This window comes from Bacillus sp. EB106-06-01-XG163, from assembly GCF_058791615.1.
Map to the genome: position 1 here is coordinate 1 of NZ_JBYTDS010000004.1, position 19,344 is coordinate 19,344.

Sequence of the window (19,344 nt, forward strand, 5' to 3'; positions counted from 1 at the left end):
CTAATTTCGGATAACAACGATCCGTTTTCAAACTTGAAGGTGTTTTTTGTTTGTCTCATATTATGGGGTCAGTCCCCGGGGAGCCGCTTTTTTGTTTCTTTCTCCATGCCGGAAGGGAGAAACTGTGAAGAATTCGGGAACAATTTCTCAATCACCCTAAAGTTCCATGCACTGCCACCGATATTAACCATAGAAAGCTAGTATAAAGGATTTGGTGAAAACTATGGATAAAACATCGATTATCGGTATCATCCTCGCCTTGATTGCTTTAAGCGTGGGCATGGTGCTGAAAGGGGTCAGCTTAAGCGCACTCGCTAACCCGGCAGCTATTCTGATTATTTTGTTCGGTACGATTTCTGCGGTGATCATCGCATTTCCCGGAAAAGAAATCAAAAAAGTGCCTGCCCTTTTTAAAGTGCTGTTTAAAGAAAACAAACAGCTGACAATTGCGCAATTAATTCCTATGTTCTCTCAATGGGCGCAAATCGCCAGACGTGAAGGTCTGCTCGCATTGGAAGCAAGCATTGAAGACGTGGATGACGCATTTTTGAAAAACGGCCTGAGCATGGCGGTTGACGGACAAAGCGCAGAATTTATCAGAGATATTATGACTGAGGAAGTTGAAGCGATGGAAGACAGACACCAGGCCGGCGCAGCCATCTTTACACAAGCCGGCACATATGCGCCGACACTCGGCGTTTTGGGTGCGGTCATCGGCCTTATCGCGGCTCTTTCCAACATGAACAATACCGAGGCGCTCGGACATGCCATCAGTGCGGCGTTTGTCGCCACCCTTCTCGGGATTTTCACAGGATATGTACTATGGCATCCCTTCGCCAACAAACTGAAACGCAAATCAAAGCAGGAAGTCAAACTGCGTGAAATCATGATCGAAGGCGTTCTGTCAGTGCTTGAAGGACAGGCCCCGAAAGTGATCGAACAAAAACTTCTCATGTATCTTCCTGCGAATGAACGCGCAAAAGTCGCTGAACAAGAAGGAGAGGCAAACAATGGCGAGAAAAAAGAAGAAGAAGCATGATGACGAGCATGTGGATGAGTCTTGGCTGATCCCGTACGCGGATTTGCTCACCCTTCTTTTGGCTCTGTTCATTGTATTGTTCGCCATGAGCTCGGTCGATGCGGCGAAATTCCAAATGCTGTCTAAATCATTTAACGCCGTGTTTACCGGAGGCACGGGTGTTCTTGAATATTCAAGCGTCACCCCTCCTGAAAACGAAAAAGACGGCGTTGATCAGTTAAAAAAAGACAAGGAAAAAGATAAAGAACAGAAAAAGAAAGAAAGAGAAGCAGCCGACCGCGAAGAACTTGAAGGCGTGCAAAAGCAAGTCAATCAATTTATAAAAAATAAAAAGCTTGAAACTCAGCTGGAAACAAAGCTGACTAAAGAAGGACTCTTAATTACCATTAAAGACAGTATCTTTTTTGATTCCGGACGGGCGGATATCCGTCAGGAAGATATTCCGCTTGCCAAGGAAATCTCGAATCTCCTTGTGCTGAATCCGCCAAGGAACATTATTATCAGCGGACATACGGACAATGTACCGATTAAAAACTCACAATATCAATCTAACTGGCATTTAAGCGTCATGCGGGCCGTCAACTTCATGGCTATTCTCACGGAAAACCCGAAACTTGACGCAAAAGTATTCAGCGCCAAAGGTTTCGGAGAGTATAAACCGGCCGTGTCGAACAAAACCGCCGAAGGGCGCAGCAAAAACAGGCGCGTCGAGGTATTGATACAGCCTAGAAACGCCGCGACTGACCAAAATCAGTAATATAAAAAAGGAAGCCTTTCAAATGGCTTCCTTTTTTATTTCTGATGAAAATGTTTAGCGTTTAACCCCACTCTTTTCAGCATTTCCGTACACATTTCTATCTCTTCATCACTCAACACACTGATCATTTCTTTAATTTCGTCAGCATGATCAGGGAAAATATCGTCCAAAAGACGGATTCCCTTTTCGGAAATCTGTGCGAAAGTCACTCTTCTGTCAGTCGGCGAGGCTTTTCTGATGAGAAGTTCTTTTTTCTCTAATTTGTCAACAACGTATGTAATACTTCCGCTCGCTAATAAAATTTTGTCGCCGATCTGCTGAAGCGGCTGGTTGCCTTTGTGGTACAGCAGCTCAAGCACCGCAAATTCCGTCGGGTTCAGGCCGTGCTTATGAATATGTTTATTCATATGGTCGTTAATAGATCGGTACGCACGTGACAGTACAATAAATAATTTCAATGAGTTTTCTGTTTTATCCGTCATACATTCAATCATCCTTTTACAAAAGAAACCGTTACAGAGAAACATTAATAAACAAAATGAAAAATGTCAACAAAAATGTTTCCAAAATTTCTCTTCTTTTTGTCAGACCTTAATAAAATAATTTGTTTTTCTATCATTTTGGTTATTTTTTCTTATTAAAGAAGTATAAAAATGATATAATACCTCTATTCAAGTGTAATGTTGGAGCGATGCAGAGTGAATACATTTAAAGGTGCCCGGGGAAAGATCAAGCTTTATCTCATATTGGTGATCATCCCGGCACTTATTATCAGCTTTTTCATTTATGAAAAAGAAAAGCAGAAAATAGCCGATAAACACATACAGGAAGCCAGTATGATGCTCAACCTTCACCGCAATAAGCTCAATTATTTAATCGGTGAAACAAAAGCCCGGATGACAACACTTGCGATCGCTGTCGATAAGCCTGTCAATGAAGAAAAGATCATTGACATTCTCGATCAGGCTTTTGAGGATGAACCCAGATTCAGCGGTCTGTATATGCTGAATTCCAAAGGTGATGTCATCGCAAGCACGACTGATCTGAAATCAAAGGTGAATTTGGCCGACAGACCGTATTTTACGAAGGCGAAAAAGACGAAAAAAACGGTCATCACAAATGACTACTCCAGCAGAATTACAGGCCAGCGCATCTTCACGATCTGCGTGCCGGTGTTAGACGCAAAACGGGAAGTCACGGATTATTTAGTAGCCGCCATACAAGTCGATTATTTGAGAAATATGATCAATATGCTGAGCCCTGACGTTTATGTCAAGGCAACCAATCAGAATAAAGTGATATTTGCCAGCGGACGGGCTGATCAATCAGAAGGTGTGAAACCGGTCAGCGGCTATCTGGATGATATTAATTGGAATATCAATGTTTATCCGAAACCGGTTGAGCTGAATGAGCTGACCAAAAGCGTGCTGCTGCCGATGTCCAGTATTGCCGTGCTGCTGAATATTCTGTTCATCCTCGTTCAATATTATTTGCTTAAGCGCAAGACCCAGCTGGAGCGCGCTCAAAATGAAGCGCAGAAATTGGAGCTTATCGGAACGCTTGCCGCCAGCACCGCCCATGAAATCCGCAACCCGCTTACAGGGATCAGCGGCTTCATTCAGCTTTTGCAGAAAAAATACAAATCGGAGGAAGATCAGCTGTATTTCTCAATTATTGAGCAGGAGATTAAACGGATCAATCAGATTGTCAGTGAGTTTTTAGTGCTTGGAAAACCTACTGCTGAACGGTTGGAAGTGAACTCGCTGCAGGATATTCTTGATGAGATTATGCCGATTATTTATTCTGAAGGGAATCTATACAATGTGGAAGTGAATGTGGAGATTCTCGTCAATCGGCCGCTCAAGGTCAACTGCACGAAAGACCATATTAAACAGGTGATTTTAAATGTCGCGAAAAACGCGCTGGAATCCATGCAGGAAGGCGGCCGGCTGTCCATCTATTTAGAAGCCCGCGATCATAAAGCAGTCATTAAGGTGGCCGACAACGGAATGGGCATTTCTGAAGATATGCTTGAGCACATTTTTCTTCCGTTTGTAACGTCAAAGGAAAAAGGCACCGGCCTCGGCCTTGTCGTATGTAAACGAATCATGCTGATGTACGGCGGTTCGATTGACATTCAAAGCGAAGTCGATAAGGGCACAGAGGTCACCATTACCCTCCCTGCCGCTTCTCGATGAAAAAAACACCCTGATCGGGGTGTTTTTTATTTAAAGAAGAGTATGTGTAAGAGGATATACCAGAGGAACGGCATCATAGCCGGCAGATAGTACGAGGCGCTTCGTGAGCCGTGCCAGCGGAAAAATGTGCTGACTGTACGCGGTCATCTTTCGGATGCGGCGCTTGATCAGGAAGCGCATTCAGTCTTCGTTATCTGTTTTATCATCCATCATTTGTTTGCTTCATATGCAGGCATGACGTCACCGCGGGAGAACAAGCCTATTTTCTTCACAAGGCCCTGTATTCCTTGGTGATGTGTACGATCACGGTTTACCAGCTGCTGATACGCGTTCATCAGACAGTCCAGTTCCTGGCTGTGCCTGATCGTGTCATATCCTGTAAACCCTTGCCTGTTAGCCGCATCTATCATCATTTTTCTTTTTTTATCAATAGATAGAAGCAATTTTTCTTGTTCAGAATAACTGCCCATTCACTTCACCCCTCACCGCTAAAAGAATAGGAAACAAGTTTGATTGGGTTATTGAGCATTATTACAGATTATACTTTATTTGTAAACATTTTTTTACTAAATAACTTATTTTTTCATTTCATATTGGAATCTTTAGCATGAATAAGAGAATAATACCCATTCGGGTAATGATATAAACAGAATGCGGCATATTCAAGAATTAAAAAACAGCCAAAGCTGACTTTATATTACAATAAAAAACCTCTCATGCCGGTGGGTGCATGAGAGGTTCGGGCGTCTATCAGTTTTGCACACTTTCATTTTCGTAAATCGGCACCCAGCCCTCAGTCGTCACGAAGATTCGGATTGCGACGACCCGGCGGTCTTCCTGAAGCGTAAAGTAGTGGCGGATGTTCTCCGGAACTGAAATCAAATCTCCCGGATTTAAACGGACGTCGAAAAATGTGCCGTCTTTGCCTTGAATGACGAAGATGCCGTGTCCGCTGACGATAAAGCGGACTTCATCATCCGTGTGGTGATGTTCTCTTTGGAAATTTTTTAATAATTCATCAAGATTCGGCGTGGTGTCTGATAAAGAAATGACATCCTGAGACTGATATCCGCGCCGGGCTGAAATGTCCTGAATCTCCGTGTCAAACGCCGCGAGAATCCGTTCTTTTTCATCTTCGGTTAGATCGTATTTTTCCGAAAGCTCAGACGGAAGTTTTTCAATGTTCCACTGCTCATAGATCACCTCTTGTTCGTCTAAGAAGCGCGCTACTTCTTCCTGATGTTCAATGAGCGTATTTTTTTCGTCATGAATTCTGATGGTCGCCATTTTCTATTCCTCCTTTTATTTTACCAGCTGCGGCCGAAGTGACAGAAGCTTGAGGTGACAGCTGAATAAAAATTCATAGGCTTCCAGCACCCTTTTCGCTTCAAATGCGGTCCGCCCCCATGCCGTAATGCCGTGATTGCGGATTAACACCGCGCCTGAGCCGGCGGCCGCATGGTGCGCGAAGTTTTCGGCCAATGCCGGGATGTGCGCCGGATTGTCAATGATCGGAACGGTCACGGACGCGTTTTCCTCCCATAATCCGAGCGCCTTAATCATCTCCTGCCCCTGAAAAGTGATTTGTTTTTCATCCCCGTAAAGCTCTGAGATGACATTATTATTGACGGTATGGACATGCAGACAGCAGCCGGCGTCTGTCTTTTGGTATAAGTAAGTATGGAGAAGCGTTTCTGCTGAGGGTTTTAAAGAATGGCCGGTCTCAGCGGGCTTCCCGTTCTCATCGATTAAGAGAAAATCTTCATCTGTTTCTTTTCGTTTGTCTTTTCCGCTCGCCGTAACGAGGAAAGTCAGCGGCGCGTCGGATACTTTGATGGAAAGATTCCCGCTCGTTGCCGGGAACCAGTCTCTTTCAGCCAGCTCGCGCTTTACCTCGGCAAGTTCGCGCCAGCGTTCTTCTTTTGCAGCCATGCCTGCACCTCCCCGATGTTTTCAATGCCTGTTTTCACCTCATGAAAATCTTGAAAAGGCAGATGCCGGAGGCCGAGTTCTTTGCATTCAGTCATTAGATAATCTCTCGCAAAGCACATATCGGATAACTTTGCAGCCTCAACATCCGTGACCGAATCACCGATCATAATGAGAAATTTCTGCTGATCGGATAGCTTTCGGATGACTGACGGTTTGCAGCAGCCGCATTGATTGGTGCAATCTCCGTCACAGGCATGCGGCCAGTCTATATGAATATATTCATTGTCAAAGGATGCATGATTGCAGAAAATCCGCTCCTTTTCTACGATCCCTTCCAAAAGCGGATGCACAAAAAAGTCCATTCCCCCGCTTACGATATAAAACGGGAGGCCGTTTGACCGGACAAACGAGACAAAATCCAAAAAGCCGTCCCGTATTTTCGCATCCTTCAGGATAAAGCCGGTCAGTTCTTCTTTTAAGCTGCTCGGCAGCAGTCCGAACATCCGTCCGACTCCTTCTTGGATTGATATGCTTTTAGACAGAACACCGTCTTTTAATTCAAGCCACTCAGGAGGCGCGAATTGTTTCATCATGCTGACAATGTTGTCGTTCATGGTGACCGTTCCGTCGAAATCACAAATAATCAGCGGTGTGCGGGTCATACGGCTTCCACCCTTCCCCATTTGTCTAATGCGAGCTGAAGATCTTTGCACGACGCGGCTTTTTCTTCAATCGGCTGCGCTTCAAGCACCGCATCAATGATGGCGCGGAACGCTTTTCCGCCGCCCTCGGCTCCTTTCGGGTGGCCGTGAATGCCTCCGCCGGCATTGATGATGTGATCGATGCCGAAATCGCGCATCAACAATGGCACCATACCGGGGTGAATGCCTGCTGACGGGACGGCAAACGACGGATGAAAGACATCGTCTTTTACACATTCATCATGGATTGCAAGCGCGGACTCCTTCGGAAGAGCAACGGATCCGTAAGGTGACGGAAATAAACTGAAATCAGCGCCGCAATAGCGGTTCAGCTTGCCGAGCAAAAGCGCATGCGACAAGCCGTAAACGGGAGATGATGTGAACGCGCCGCTGACTGCCGGATGCGCCATGATCGGAAGCGGGATTTCCCTGTCCTCAGCAAGGCTCTGCATCACATCTAAACCGTAAGCAAACACATTCAATAAAAGCGCGTCCGCCCCGAGTTCTGCCGCGCGCCTCGCTTTATCCCGCAATTCAGCGGTCCTTCCCGTAAGGTTTACGGCATACAGCGTTTTATGCCCCGTTTCCTCCCGGGTTTCCTTCAGGACTTGTTTTCCTTCGATAATGCGGGTTTCAAACGGAGCCAGTTCATTTTCAAAGAAAATTTCATCATCTTTAATCAGATCCACGCCGCCGAGCGCCTGCTGTCTGAGCTGTTCTTTAATGTCGGCGAGATCCCGTCCGATCACGCCTTTAAATATGCTCATCAGAAGCGGTCTTTCAAATTCGCCCAGCAGTTTGCGGATGCCGTATATACCGAATTTCGGCCCGGGAAGGGAGCGTTTAAACCCTTCGGAAAATTCAAGATCAGTCAATTTTATTTTTCCGTCCAGTGACAGCTTTCCGAATACCGTCGTCAGGACGGCCGGAATATCTCTTGAAAAATTCGCCTCGGGATAGGCGATGGTGATGACGGATTGTGTTTCGTTTTCTGAGGTTCCTTCTTTCTCCTCAACTTTTACGACCCGCCCTTTATGTTTTCTGAGCTGTTCCTGCTTCACCAGGGGCAGGTCAGTCCAGGAGCCTACCGTCAGCCCCGCCGCAATCTGTTCCGCCCGCTTTTCACTGTCCGTTGTGTCTGTCAGAAGATATGTTGCCAATACTTCGCTCATGCGTGAACGCCTCTCTTTCTTTCGCAAAACATAAAAAAACCTCTTCCGTATGAGCAGAAAGAGGCTTCGTGTTATGTCCGAATCTTATCTCTCAGCTCCTGCTGCAAGAATTAGCACCGTGCTTTATCAGTCGGTTGCCGGGCTTCATCGGGCTCGTCCCTCTGCCTGCTCTTGATAAGAATAATGATTTTATAAAGTATTTTGAATTATCGCATTGTTATTCTGATATGTCAATGCTTTTTCGGGTGAAAAGATTCAGTTTCCCGATCCGTTCCGCAGCTTCTTTAAGTCTTTCTTCACTTGTCAGAAGACCGACTCTTATATAGCCTTCCCCCCATTTTCCGAACCCGTTTCCGGCAGCGACCGCGACATCCGCTTTCTCGAGCAGCAGGTCTGAAAACGACTGTGACGTATAACCGTCAGGCACAGGGAGCCATGCAAAAAAGGAGCCCGCCGGAGCCGTCACATCCCAGCCGATATTGCGGCAGGCTTTAATCCATGCATTGCGTCTCGATTCATATCTGTCATTTTGCGCCGCGACGCATGCCTGATCCGCTAAAAGTGCGGCTGCCGCCGCCTGCTGCGCTGCGGGAAACAGGCTGACAAACATATGATCCTGATAAAGGTTGATCGCTTCGATGACAGAAGCGTTTCCGACGGCAAAGCCGACCCGCCAGCCCGCCATATTATACGTTTTGGACAAGGTATAGATTTCGATTCCCGTCTCTTTTGCGCCTTCGGTCTGCAAAAAGCTCAGCGGTTTATGCCCGTCAAAGCCGACGGCTCCGTACGCGAAATCATGAACGACACAAATGCCGTTTTGCTCCGCAAAGCCGACCGTCTCCTCGAAAAACGCCTCAGTCGCCACAGCGCCGGTCGGATTATTCGGATAATTGAGATACAGCAGCTTCGCTTCGCTCCGCACCTTTTCAGGAATTACGCTGTAATCAGGGAGAAACCCTCTTTCTTCTGTCAGCGGCATCATTTCCATTTTCGCTTTCGCAAGGGCGACGCCCGACCAGTAATCAGGATATCCGGGATCAGGCACCAGAATGGTATCTCCCGGGTTTAAAAGACATTGCGGAAGCTCAACAAGTCCCGCCTTGCCTCCGAACAGCACGGCGACTTCCGTTTCCGGATCAAGCGTGACCCCGTACTCCCTTTCATAAAATGCAGCGGCTGCTTTTTTGAAGCTGTAAGCGCCCCGGAATGATGAGTATTTATGATTTTCCGGCCTTTCGACGGCGCGCTTCATTTCTTCAACGATATGCTGAGGCGTCGGCTGATCAGGGTTTCCCTGCCCTAAATTGATGACGTCTCTGCCTTCTTTCAGCTTTTGATTCACTTTTTGCACCAATGATGCGAAAAATTGTTCTGGCAGCTGTTTGAGTACATCTGAGATTTCAAAGTTCATATTTTCACCTTCTAAAAATGTCTTGAAATGATAGTCCATCATCATATATGGTTAAATAAAAAAAGTAAAGAGAAACTTGAGGTGTTAAAAAATGAAATGGACCGTTTCCTGTTTGCAATTTGATATTTCATACGGAAATCCTTCAGAAAACTTTAAAAAAGCAGAATCTTTGATTGAGCAAGAAAGCCGCCATGCGGATGTAATCGTGCTTCCTGAGTTGTGGACGACCGGCTATGATCTCACACGGCTAGACCAGCTGGCGGATGAAAACGGCAAAGTTTCGGAACAATGGCTTAAAGAAACGGCAAAAACATACAACGTACACCTCGTTGCCGGATCTTTTGCGGTCAAAGAAGGCGAAAATGTCTATAACACCATGTACATCGCCGATAACAGCGGACAGATCGTGAAGCGGTATCAGAAAGCCCATCTGTTTCAGCTGATGGATGAACACCTTTACTTGTCAGCAGGAAATAGCGACGGTTCCTTTGAGCTTGACGGTGTCAAGTGCGCCGGGCTGATCTGCTATGATATCCGTTTCCCCGAATGGATCAGAAAGCATACGTCCCAGGGCGCGAATGTCCTGTTTATCTCTGCGGAATGGCCTCTGCCCCGCCTTGATCATTGGCGAAGCCTGCTTATCGCCAGAGCAATTGAAAACCAATGTTTTGTCGCAGCCTCTAACTGCACGGGGTCCAATCCCGATAATGAATTTGCCGGCCACAGCCTGATTATTGACCCGTGGGGCCGGATTTTAGCCGAAGGAGACCGGACGGAAGGCGCAGTCCGGGCGGAAATCGATGTGTCAGAAAGCGCGGCCGTGCGGGGAACCATTCCGGTTTTCCAAGACTTGCGGCGTGATTTATATTAATTTTCAAAAAAATGTTGACAAGAATATCCGGTACCTGCTAATATTTTCATCAACTGATTAATCCGAATTGTGATACAAATCAATATATTTTTCTCTTATCGAGAGTTGGGCGAGGGATTGGCCTTTTGACCCCAACAGCAACCGACCGTAATTCCATTGTGAAATGGGGCGCGTACATTTTGCGCCGAGACGATTGTCTCATAAGGCACGGTGCTAATTCCATCAGATGTTATCTGAGAGATAAGAGGCGGACTGCACTGTTTCAGCCTCCTTCTCTTTCAGAGAAGGAGGCTTTTTTTTCGGGCGTATTCTCCGTCACGATCTCTTACTGCCACTACATAATTGGAGGGTAAATCCATGTCAGCAACTAAAACAAGTCTTTATGAACAATTAACAGAAAGCTCCGCCGCCGCGTTAGCCGTCAAGCTCGGCTTATTCCAAAGCAAAAGCACTCTGACATGCCGTGAAATCGGCGACGGCAATTTAAATTACGTCTTTCATGTTTACGATAAAGAAAACAAAAAAGGACTGATTATCAAACAGGCGATTCCTTACGCGAAAGTCGTCGGTGAAAGCTGGCCGCTTACAATTGACAGGGCGAGAATCGAAAGCAGCGCCCTCATCCGCCAGGGCGAACACGTGCCGCACCTCGTTCCGGCCGTTTACTATTCCGATACTGAAATGGCCGTCACGGTAATGGAAGACCTCTCGCATTTGCGGATTTCAAGAAAAGGGCTGCTGGAAGGGAAGCATTATCCGAACTTATCCGCCCATATCGGTGAATTTTTAGGGAAAACGCTTTTTTACTCATCCGATTATGCGCTTGATGCGAAAGTAAAGCAGCAGCTCGCAAAGCAGTTTACAAATCCTGAGCTTTGCAATATTACGGAAAGGCTTGTGTTTACAGAACCGTTTCTCGACCATGAGACAAACGATTTTGAAGAGGAGCTGCGCCCATACGCAGAAAAAGTTTGGAACAATTCCCGGCTGAAAGAAGGTGCTGACGAATTGAAAGCCATCTTTCTGAATTCCGCGGAAACATTGGTTCACGGCGATCTGCACACGGGAAGCATTTTCGCCGATGAACATGAAACAAAGGTGATTGATCCCGAGTTTGCTTTCTTCGGACCGATCGGGTTTGACATCGGCCAATTTATCGCCAATCTGCTGTTAAACGCCCTCAGCCGCGACGGTGACGACAGACAGCCGTTATATGATCATACTGCCGCCGTATGGGATACATTTGTGAAAACATTCAGTGAAGCATGGGAGAAAGACTGCTTGCCTTCCCGCAGACACCTGCTGGAAGACACACTGAAAAACGCGTTTGAGGAAGCGGTCGGTTTTGCGGGATGCGAACTGATCCGGCGCACGATCGGACTCGCCCATGTGGCTGACTTAGATGAAATCACTCCGTTTGACAAACGAATCGAACGGAAGAAGCTCGCGCTTGACATCGGCGCCTATTATATCGAAAACAGAAAAAAACTGAAGCATATCACCGAGGTTCTGGACCAATTTAAGCTCCGTGTAAAGGAATGATGCAGCATGACCAATGAATTTGCCATCCCCCGTTCTGTAGAATGGAAAGAAACCTACATCCGCATTTTAAATCAGCAAAAGCTTCCCGACGTCACTGAATATGTGGAACTTGAAACAAAGGAAGATGTATTCGACGCGATTGTCACGCTGAAAGTAAGGGGCGCCCCGGCCATCGGTATAACCGCGGCGTTCGGACTCGCGCTCTCCGCCAAGTCGTTTGAAGCCCGCGACCTTTCGGATTTCCGACGTCAGTTCGCGGATGTCAAAGCGTATTTAAACAGTTCGAGGCCCACTGCCGTCAACCTCGCGTGGGCGCTTGACAGACTGACGGATTCCATCAGGGATGCGATCTCAATCAATGAAGCGAAGACAACGCTCGTTCATGAAGCCATTCAAATTCAGATTGAGGATGAAGAAACATGCCGAATGATCGGCCAGAATGCGCTGCACCTTTTTAAAAAAGGCGACCAGATCATGACCATCTGCAATGCGGGCTCGATTGCCACAAGCCGATACGGTACGGCGCTTGCTCCCTTTTACTTAGCGAAACAAAAAGATCTCGGCCTTCATATCTACGCATGTGAAACAAGACCCGTTCTCCAAGGATCACGGCTGACGGCGTGGGAGCTGATGCAGGGCGGAATTGATGTCACGCTCATTACCGACAGCATGGCCGCCCATACAATGAAGGAAAAACATATTTCTGCAGTCATTGTCGGCGCTGACAGAATTGCAAAAAACGGTGATACGGCCAACAAAATCGGAACGTACGGTCTCGCTATTTTGGCAAACGCCTTTCAAATTCCGTTTTTTGTGGCCGCACCGCTTTCGACATTTGACTTGCAGATTGAAAACGGCTATCAGATTCCGATTGAAGAGAGAGATCCGGATGAAGTCAGACAGATCTCCGGCATACGCACCGCTCCCGAAGATGTGCCGGTCTTCAATCCGGCCTTTGACATCACACCGGGCAGCCTGATTTCCGGCATTATAACCGAGAAAGGAATTGTGACCGGCTCTTACACGGAAGAAATTGAACAATTATTCACTGACTGCCAGCTGAGCTGAAAAACCGCTGATGATATTGCCTCAGGCAATGTCAGCGGTTTTTTTGTCTGCACAATGTAATCACTTCATCTTTTTGGACGGCTGTAATGAGATGCATTTTAAAAAACAGCTCTGCATAACCGGCTATCTTTTGCGGACGGCTCATTTTCATCAGGCTTCGTCCTCCTTTTTCATCAGACCAACTTTTTTCACTTAATAAAATGATATGTCGGACGTGAAAAAACGGAACGTGCCATACGCTTTATTTTTCTTTATAGGATATTTGTTCGATGTTCAGCAGCACCGCTTTTACATCCGTCTTCGTGCCCGCGTATCCCGTTAAGGCGCTGTTTTTGCCGATTACCCGATGGCAAGGGATCAAAATCGGCAGCCGGTTTCGTTTATTGGCTTGTCCGATGGCGCGCACCGCTTTCGGTTTTCCGATCGCTTCAGCCATATCGCCGTAGCTTCGGGATTCCCCGTAAGGAATCATCGTCAGCGCGTTCCATACCCTTTCCTGAAAGGGTGTGCCTTTTTGTCTCAGAGGCAGAGAGAATTGCTTTCTTTCTCCTGAAAAATATGATGCCAGCTGCTGTTTCGCCTCCGACAGCAAAGCGGTTTCGCACGGCTTTACGCCGGGCGCGTCTTTCCGCCATTCCTCAAAATCTTCCCCGGTGAGAAACAGGCCGGTAATAAAGCTCTCTTCCTCTGTTATGATGACGGTTCCAAACGGCGCTCTCACACTTGTAAAACAGATCATTCCCCGCTCCTTCTTTCTTCGGTATTCTGCCGGATCGGAAGCGTCAAATGAAAAACGGTGCCCTTCCCTTCTTCACTTTCCACATGAATGCGTCCCTGATGTTCTTCGATGATTTTATAGCTGACCATGAGACCGAGGCCCGTTCCCCTGTCTTTTGTCGTGTAAAATGGTTCACCCAGACGTTTTAATTTGTCTTCGGAAATGCCTGTTCCTTCATCTTGAATAGAAATCAAAATGTGGTCTTGATCAGAAGACTGAATGGTCACGTAGATATTGCCGCCGCCCGGCATGACTTCAATGGCGTTTTTTAAAATATTGATAAACACCTGTTTTAATTGATTCGGTTCACAGTAAATCGGCGGGATGTTTCCGGTCAGGTTCAGATGGATCTGCACATTGACAAGATTGGCCTGGGCATTCAAAAGATCAGCCGTGTCTTTCATAATCTGCGTCACGTCTTTTTCTTCATATAATATCGCCTGGGGTTTCGCTAAAATTAAAAATTCAGTGATGATAGACTCGATTCGTTTTAATTCTGAGGTAATGACGTTAAAGTACAGAGAATATTCGCCTTCAATGCTTCCTTGAAGAAGCTGAATGAACCCTTTCAGCGCCGTCATCGGGTTTCTGATTTCGTGGGCGATGCCCGCCGCCAGCTCCCCTACAACATGAAGAGTGTCGGATTTCCGCAGCCTCTCTTCAAGCTCTTTGGCCTCTGTGACATCTTTAAAGATGGCCAGATTCATATTTTGAATGATATTTCTTTTGAAGGAGAATTCCAGTTTGCGGCTGTCGCTGCTGCTTAACAGGAAGGGGATTTCATTATCCATTCCTTCTAAATCAATCTTTCTGGCGGGAACACCCGCGTTTTCAATATCAAATAAAGAAAGAATATCCGGAACGGTGTACGCTCTCAGCTCCTCATCCGGCATACCGAGTATACGGCTTGCGAGAGGATTCGCGTCAATAATGCGGAATTGGTTGTCAAATAAGACCTTGCCGTCCATTGAGCCGTTGAATACTTTTCTGAATTTCAGCTCGCTTTCCCGCAATTCCTTTTCCATCCGCTTACGATCGCTGACATTTCTTAAAATGGTTAAATGCTGACCTTCAAGTATGGTTCGTTTTGATGTGAATTCCAGCTCTTTAAATTGGCCGTTTGCCATCTGAAACAGCATTTCTTCACGGATTTCCCCGTATTTTTCATATTTTTTCTTAATCTGTTTGTATTTTTTCTGCGGATCAACGATAAACGTACATAAATTCGTCTCCACCAGTTTATCCATCGGCAGTTCGAAAATGCGGCACGCCGATTCGTTTGCTTTGGCAATCTTTCCGTCATCAGACCAAATGACAATCGCGTCCATGGCGTTTTCAAAAATTTCGCGGAATCGCTCTTCGCTTTTGAAAAGTTTCAATTCCATCAACCGTTTCTCTGTTATGTCCCTCATAATGGACATGTAGAACCCGCTGATTAAGTTGGACGTAATCGTAAATTCAAACAGCTTCTCTTCGCCCGACCGAAGCTTGACGGGCAGTTCTCCTTTGGCGTTTCCTTTTCTGCGGAGGGTTTCCCAGATTTCTTTCAGATGCTTTTTGTTTTCTCCGTCGGTAAAATGGCGGAGCGACAGATGGGACAATTCATTCTGGCCGATCTCAAAGCTTTTGCAAAAAGAGAGGTTCGCATCAATAAACCCGCCGTCCTTATCAAACAGCACGATGCCGTCGACAGCCCTGTCAAACAAATCTTTAAACAGCTGCTCGTTCATGGAGAATTCGCGCTCTAATATTTTTTTAGAGGAGATGTCCCTCATCACCACAAAAAAATAATCCTCCCCAATTCCGTCTCTGGCGAGGAATTCAATGTATTTCGTCGCGCCGCTGTCAAGCTTAATCGGCACCTCTTTCCACAGATGGCCTTTTTTTAAAAACTTTTTCACGGCCTTATTCAGTTCTTCCTGAGGCACGGAATATAAAAAATCCAGGACGGAGCGGTTAATGAGGCTCTCTGCCTCAATCTGCATCATCCGGGCCGCAGCCTCGTTCGCCTGGACGATTTTCATTTCCTTACGGCATATAAAAATGGCATCAAGCGTGTTATTCATAATCACGTGATACCGGTTCAAATCACTCTTCAGGCGGTCATTTTCCTCTTTCATCCGCTTCAGCTGCTCTTTCAGCGACTCGTTTGTTTGCAAATCCAGAGTTTCAGCCATTCAGTACACTCCTTCTTCAAAAACCTATCCTTCAATATTTCTACAAAATACCTCATCTTCCTTCATTCGCCCTATACATTTCAGAAAATTTCAATGATATGACAAGTTAAAGTCTTTTTCTACGATCCTTACCTCCCCGTTACATCATCCTAACAATCCCTTTTGTCCTCCTTCAATTTTTTGTTTTTTATTTTAAAATGAACACCAACAGGAAATAATCATGCAGTGGATGATTTTTGAAGAGAAGGTGATGCTATGACAAAATCGCGAGACAGTTACTTTGACAACGCCAAGTTTATCTTGATTTTTCTGGTGGTGTTCGGCCATATCCTCCGGTCATTTATTAACGGAAATGAGTTTATGCTCCATCTCTACAAATTCATTTATACTTTTCATATGCCGGCCTTTATCCTGGTTTCCGGCTATTTCGCAAAAAACTTTAAGCGGAAAGGTTATGTGAAGAAGCTGGCTGTGAAGCTGATTATTCCGTACCTGATTTTTCAGGGCATTTACTCAGTTTTTTACTATTTGATTCAGGATGAAAGCATGGCAAGCGTCAATCCGATTGATCCGCAGTGGTCTCTCTGGTTTTTAGTCAGCTTATTCTTTTGGAATCTGCTGCTTTATCCCTTTACGAAGCTGCCGAAAATGTGGGCGCTTGGGGCGAGCTGCGGGCTTGCCGTCATGATCGGGTATCTTGATTTTATCAGCAGCACGCTGAGTCTTTCACGGACGTTTGTTTTTCTTCCGATGTTTCTCGTCGGGTTTTATTTAAAGAAACAGCACTTTGATTTGCTTCGGGCTAAAAGAGGCAGACAGATTGCCGCGGGCGTACTGGGGATTGTTTTCCTCTTATGCTGGTGTATTGACTTTGATTACTCGTGGCTGTTCGGATCGGAGCCTTATTCTACATTCGGCACAGTGTCGCTGTTGAGCGGTCTGTCGCGCATCGGCTGGTATGTTTTGGCCTTTGCCGCCACTTTCAGCTTTTTGGCGCTCGTTCCGCAAAAGCGTTATTTCTTTACGAAATGGGGGACGAGAACGTTTTACGTGTATCTGCTGCATGGATTCATTATAAAAACGCTGCGGCAGATCGGGCTTGAAGATCACTTGTCTGATTATCAGAATTTAGTCATGCTCTTAATTTTAACGGCCGCTCTTACGTCCATTCTCTCCAGCAATGCGGTGAAAACGGCCGCACAGCCGTTTATTGAGCTGCGGATCACCGGCTGGCTTGAAGCGGTGAAAGGAACAAGAAACGGTGCTTATTCGAAATAATGCAAAATACCTCTTAAGCGTTGCCGCCTAAGAGGTATTTTTTATTGTTTGCGGTCTTCTTTTTTCTTTGGCTTCGTCTGTTCAAGCGTTTCAATCCATTTTCCGGCGTTATAATCACCGAGCTCGCTTGCAAACTCTTCTTCAAGCAATTTAGGGTCCATCGGCTTTTTATGGTTTTGCATGTCTTTGCTGTGGCGGTTTTTTTTCGTCATGTTACTCGCCTCCTTGTTTGCCGTGTTTTGATTTGCGGTTTGCGCCTCTCAGTCCGGGATCACCGTCATATTGTGTTTTATATGCATCTTTGTCCATGCTCTCAGTCGGTGTGTTGTTGTTGGTCAAAGCTTCATTCTTTGCTGCTTTGCGTTTCATTTGATTTCCTCCTTCTGTCAGCAAATCTGTTTTGAATTCATCAAGCATTTTTTTCAAGTCGCGCACTGTCACGTTTTTGGCCTCATCAATGAGTTCATAGCCGATCTGTCCGTTCGGCTCAAGCAGCACATATTTAAAATCTTGAATGTCTCCGAGGCCTTCCTGCCTGATCCTCATTGACAGCTGAGCTTCGGTAAAACGCATTTTTTTTAAGTTTTCCGGGATGATTTTTCCGTTTCTGACAACGGCGACGGTTTTTCCTGAAAATAAAAACTCAAAAAAGCTTGATTTGATTTCTAAATATTCCATCAGGATTAATACCGCAATAAAAATCGCCGCCGCGAAAATAGTTTCCCATAAATTATGTTCAATAAACGGCTGAATAATAATCGAGCCGATCGAAATCATGATGACTGTCTGGGTCACCGACAGCTGGCTGATTGATTTCCGTCCGGCAATCCGCAATAAAAAGGTACCGACCGCTATCATAACTACCGACTTCCAAAATACGGTAAACAATGACGTCACCTCTTTACAAGTAGAATCTCCAAAGAAACTGTTTCCACTCATCCATTTTACGGCAATAAAAAACACCGCTTTCTGAAAAGCGGTGTCAGCCGATAATCATTCTTTCCTTCGGATAGTGATAATTTGCTTCGATTTCTTTTCGGCCGATCAGATAAAGGAACGTCAAAATGCCGATCCGGCCGATAAACATGACAATCATGATGACGCATTTTCCGATGTCGCTTAAATGCGGAGTAATCCCAAGCGACAGGCCGGTCGTTCCGAATGCGGAACACACTTCAAAAAGCAGTCCGAGGAGCGTCTGATTTTTCTCGGTCACGGCCAGAATCAGCGTCGATCCGAACACGAGCAGAATCGCCATCATCGTAACGACCAGCGACTTCATGACATCAGCCTGGTGAAGCTCGCGTTTAAAGACCTTGACCGCTTTATTTCCCCGGGCAAAATGAAACAGGGCAAGAAGGTTAAGCGCAAACGTCGTCGTACGGATTCCGCCGCCGACCGAGCTCGGTGATGCGCCGATGAACATGAGGGCGCAGATGAAAAATAATGTCGGCGCCGACAGCTGGCTGATATCAATTGTCGCAAGCCCGCCGCTTCGCGTAGCGGTTGATTGAAAGAGACATAAAAATAAAACATCATGCCAGCTTTTCCCCTTCATGACATGGCTTGCTTCAAGCGCATAAATGCCCACGGCTCCGAACAAAACGAGCATTCCGAACGTAACGGTCGTAATTTTCGTAAACAGCGTGAATGAGTATCTGCGCTGTTTTGAAAACAAAAAGTCCTTTACTTCTACGAGCACTGGAAAACCGATCGCACCGAAAATAATCAGAAGCATCGTAATAAACTGCACGAAATAGTCATGTCTGAACGGGACGAGTGAATTTCCCGTAATATCAAAACCGCCGTTTGTCGTGGCACTGACGCTCGCAAAGAATCCGTGCAAGTACGCCTGTTCAAACGAATCATAATACGTTAAAAAATATGTTCCTAAGATGATGCCGCCTAAAAACTCGATTAATAAAATCAAAAACAGCACTTGCTTCATCAGGTTGACGATACCGGAAAACTGCGATTGATTCTGATCCACCATGATGAGCTTCCGTTCCCGCAGACCGATCCGTTTGCCCATAATGAGCCAGACGAATGTTCCGAGCGTCATGATGCCGATTCCGCCGAATTGAAGCACGAAAGCCAAAATGACAATCCCGGCCGTGCTGAATGTATCAGCCGTGTTGACGACCGTTAAACCGGTGACACTGACTGAGCTGACAGCCGTAAACAGCGCGTCTATAAACGACCAGCTGGCCCCTTGTTTGTGGGCGGCCGGCAGACTTAGCAAAATAAATGCCACCGTCACAGCGAGAAAATAATATAATGCAATCAGCTGTGCAGGCGACAAGATCTGTATGAATTTCTTCAGTTTTAATTTCATAAGATAGTTCCTTCTGCCTCTCAAATGTAGTACGTAATTATTCTAATGATATTGGGAGAATTTTTAAAGGTCTTTTTAGAAA

At 46.0% G+C, this 19,344-nt stretch carries 19 protein-coding genes and 2 riboswitches; of the genes, 7 read left to right on the forward strand and 12 right to left on the reverse strand.

The features are described 5' to 3' along the window. Positions 1-223: 223 nt before the first annotated feature. A complete protein-coding gene (motA, locus tag AC3WTF_RS05825; protein WP_007408461.1) occupies positions 224-1,039 on the forward strand; it encodes a flagellar motor stator protein MotA in 816 nt (271 codons plus the stop codon). Beyond that, complete coding sequence (motB, locus tag AC3WTF_RS05830) at positions 1,011-1,796, forward strand: flagellar motor protein MotB (protein WP_003154685.1); 786 nt, start codon at positions 1,011-1,013, stop codon at positions 1,794-1,796. Before motA ends, motB begins: the two co-directional genes overlap by 29 nt. A gap of 35 nt (positions 1,797-1,831) precedes the next feature. On the opposite strand, the gene mhqR is transcribed toward motB, so the two are convergent. Beyond that, on the reverse strand, positions 1,832-2,278 hold the full coding sequence (mhqR, locus tag AC3WTF_RS05835; RefSeq protein WP_007408463.1) for a MarR family transcriptional regulator MhqR: 447 nt from the start codon (positions 2,276-2,278) through the stop codon (positions 1,832-1,834). A gap of 198 nt (positions 2,279-2,476) precedes the next feature. Here mhqR and kinD point away from each other — a divergent pair, with 198 nt between their 5' ends. Further along, positions 2,477-3,994: a sporulation kinase KinD gene (gene kinD / locus AC3WTF_RS05840; protein WP_046559543.1), complete on the forward strand. Its 1,518-nt coding sequence runs from the start codon at positions 2,477-2,479 to the stop codon at positions 3,992-3,994. Between the two features lie 209 nt (positions 3,995-4,203). On the opposite strand, the gene spo0E is transcribed toward kinD, so the two are convergent. The 6 genes from spo0E to AC3WTF_RS05870 form a co-directional block, all read right to left on the reverse strand. After that, on the reverse strand, positions 4,204-4,464 hold the full coding sequence (gene spo0E, locus AC3WTF_RS05845) for an aspartyl-phosphate phosphatase Spo0E (RefSeq protein ID WP_007408464.1): 261 nt from the start codon (positions 4,462-4,464) through the stop codon (positions 4,204-4,206). A gap of 280 nt (positions 4,465-4,744) precedes the next feature. Continuing rightward, a complete protein-coding gene (locus AC3WTF_RS05850) occupies positions 4,745-5,281 on the reverse strand; it encodes a 1,2-dihydroxy-3-keto-5-methylthiopentene dioxygenase (protein ID WP_007408465.1) in 537 nt (178 codons plus the stop codon). Positions 5,282-5,296: 15 nt separating this feature from the next. Then, positions 5,297-5,926: a methylthioribulose 1-phosphate dehydratase gene (locus tag AC3WTF_RS05855; RefSeq protein WP_007408466.1), complete on the reverse strand. Its 630-nt coding sequence runs from the start codon at positions 5,924-5,926 to the stop codon at positions 5,297-5,299. Then, positions 5,884-6,588 (reverse strand): 2-hydroxy-3-keto-5-methylthiopentenyl-1-phosphate phosphatase, encoded by a 705-nt coding sequence (gene mtnX, locus AC3WTF_RS05860; protein ID WP_047935655.1) that lies wholly within the window; start codon positions 6,586-6,588, stop codon positions 5,884-5,886. Before mtnX ends, AC3WTF_RS05855 begins: the two co-directional genes overlap by 43 nt. Beyond that, complete coding sequence (mtnW, locus tag AC3WTF_RS05865; protein WP_015239734.1) at positions 6,585-7,799, reverse strand: 2,3-diketo-5-methylthiopentyl-1-phosphate enolase; 1,215 nt, start codon at positions 7,797-7,799, stop codon at positions 6,585-6,587. Before mtnW ends, mtnX begins: the two co-directional genes overlap by 4 nt. An 81-nt stretch (positions 7,800-7,880) precedes the next feature. Next, positions 7,881-7,980, reverse strand: a riboswitch (SAM riboswitch). 36 nt (positions 7,981-8,016) lie between these two features. Continuing rightward, a complete protein-coding gene (locus AC3WTF_RS05870; RefSeq protein ID WP_041482189.1) occupies positions 8,017-9,213 on the reverse strand; it encodes a pyridoxal phosphate-dependent aminotransferase in 1,197 nt (398 codons plus the stop codon). Between the two features lie 91 nt (positions 9,214-9,304). Between AC3WTF_RS05870 and AC3WTF_RS05875 the strand changes: the two genes are divergently transcribed. The 3 genes from AC3WTF_RS05875 to mtnA all read left to right on the forward strand — a co-directional run bounded on the left by AC3WTF_RS05875 (position 9,305) and on the right by mtnA (position 12,694). After that, positions 9,305-10,084 carry a carbon-nitrogen family hydrolase gene (locus AC3WTF_RS05875; RefSeq protein ID WP_003154702.1) on the forward strand — a complete coding sequence of 260 codons (780 nt, stop codon included), beginning with the start codon at positions 9,305-9,307 and terminating at the stop codon, positions 10,082-10,084. A 92-nt stretch (positions 10,085-10,176) separates the two neighbouring features. Beyond that, positions 10,177-10,331: riboswitch (SAM riboswitch) on the forward strand. Between the two features lie 110 nt (positions 10,332-10,441). Then, positions 10,442-11,626 carry an S-methyl-5-thioribose kinase gene (mtnK, locus tag AC3WTF_RS05880; protein ID WP_047935654.1) on the forward strand — a complete coding sequence of 395 codons (1,185 nt, stop codon included), beginning with the start codon at positions 10,442-10,444 and terminating at the stop codon, positions 11,624-11,626. 6 nt (positions 11,627-11,632) lie between these two features. Then, entirely contained in the window at positions 11,633-12,694 is a 1,062-nt protein-coding gene (mtnA, locus tag AC3WTF_RS05885) for an S-methyl-5-thioribose-1-phosphate isomerase (RefSeq protein WP_015239731.1), read from the forward strand. A 241-nt stretch (positions 12,695-12,935) separates the two neighbouring features. On the opposite strand, the gene AC3WTF_RS05890 is transcribed toward mtnA, so the two are convergent. Both AC3WTF_RS05890 and AC3WTF_RS05895 read right to left on the reverse strand, forming a co-directional pair. Then, the gene (locus AC3WTF_RS05890) at positions 12,936-13,433 is read right to left on the reverse strand and encodes a methylated-DNA--[protein]-cysteine S-methyltransferase (RefSeq protein ID WP_007408473.1); all 498 of its coding nucleotides are present in this window, start codon (positions 13,431-13,433) and stop codon (positions 12,936-12,938) included. After that, positions 13,430-15,649: a PAS domain-containing sensor histidine kinase gene (locus AC3WTF_RS05895; protein WP_020955724.1), complete on the reverse strand. Its 2,220-nt coding sequence runs from the start codon at positions 15,647-15,649 to the stop codon at positions 13,430-13,432. The genes AC3WTF_RS05890 and AC3WTF_RS05895 overlap by 4 nt, the downstream gene beginning before the upstream one ends. A gap of 255 nt (positions 15,650-15,904) precedes the next feature. Between AC3WTF_RS05895 and AC3WTF_RS05900 the strand changes: the two genes are divergently transcribed. Further along, a complete protein-coding gene (locus AC3WTF_RS05900; protein WP_007408475.1) occupies positions 15,905-16,927 on the forward strand; it encodes an acyltransferase family protein in 1,023 nt (340 codons plus the stop codon). A gap of 41 nt (positions 16,928-16,968) precedes the next feature. Here the strand turns inward: AC3WTF_RS05900 and AC3WTF_RS05905 are convergent, their stop codons facing one another. The 3 genes from AC3WTF_RS05905 to AC3WTF_RS05915 all read right to left on the reverse strand — a co-directional run bounded on the left by AC3WTF_RS05905 (position 16,969) and on the right by AC3WTF_RS05915 (position 19,262). Then, a complete protein-coding gene (locus AC3WTF_RS05905; protein WP_007408476.1) occupies positions 16,969-17,139 on the reverse strand; it encodes a protein YkzE in 171 nt (56 codons plus the stop codon). Between the two features lies 1 nt (position 17,140). Then, the gene (locus AC3WTF_RS05910) at positions 17,141-17,815 is read right to left on the reverse strand and encodes a DUF421 domain-containing protein (RefSeq protein ID WP_042635144.1); all 675 of its coding nucleotides are present in this window, start codon (positions 17,813-17,815) and stop codon (positions 17,141-17,143) included. A gap of 94 nt (positions 17,816-17,909) precedes the next feature. Beyond that, a complete protein-coding gene (locus AC3WTF_RS05915; RefSeq protein WP_007408478.1) occupies positions 17,910-19,262 on the reverse strand; it encodes a TrkH family potassium uptake protein in 1,353 nt (450 codons plus the stop codon). Between the last annotated feature and the right edge of the window lie 82 nt (positions 19,263-19,344).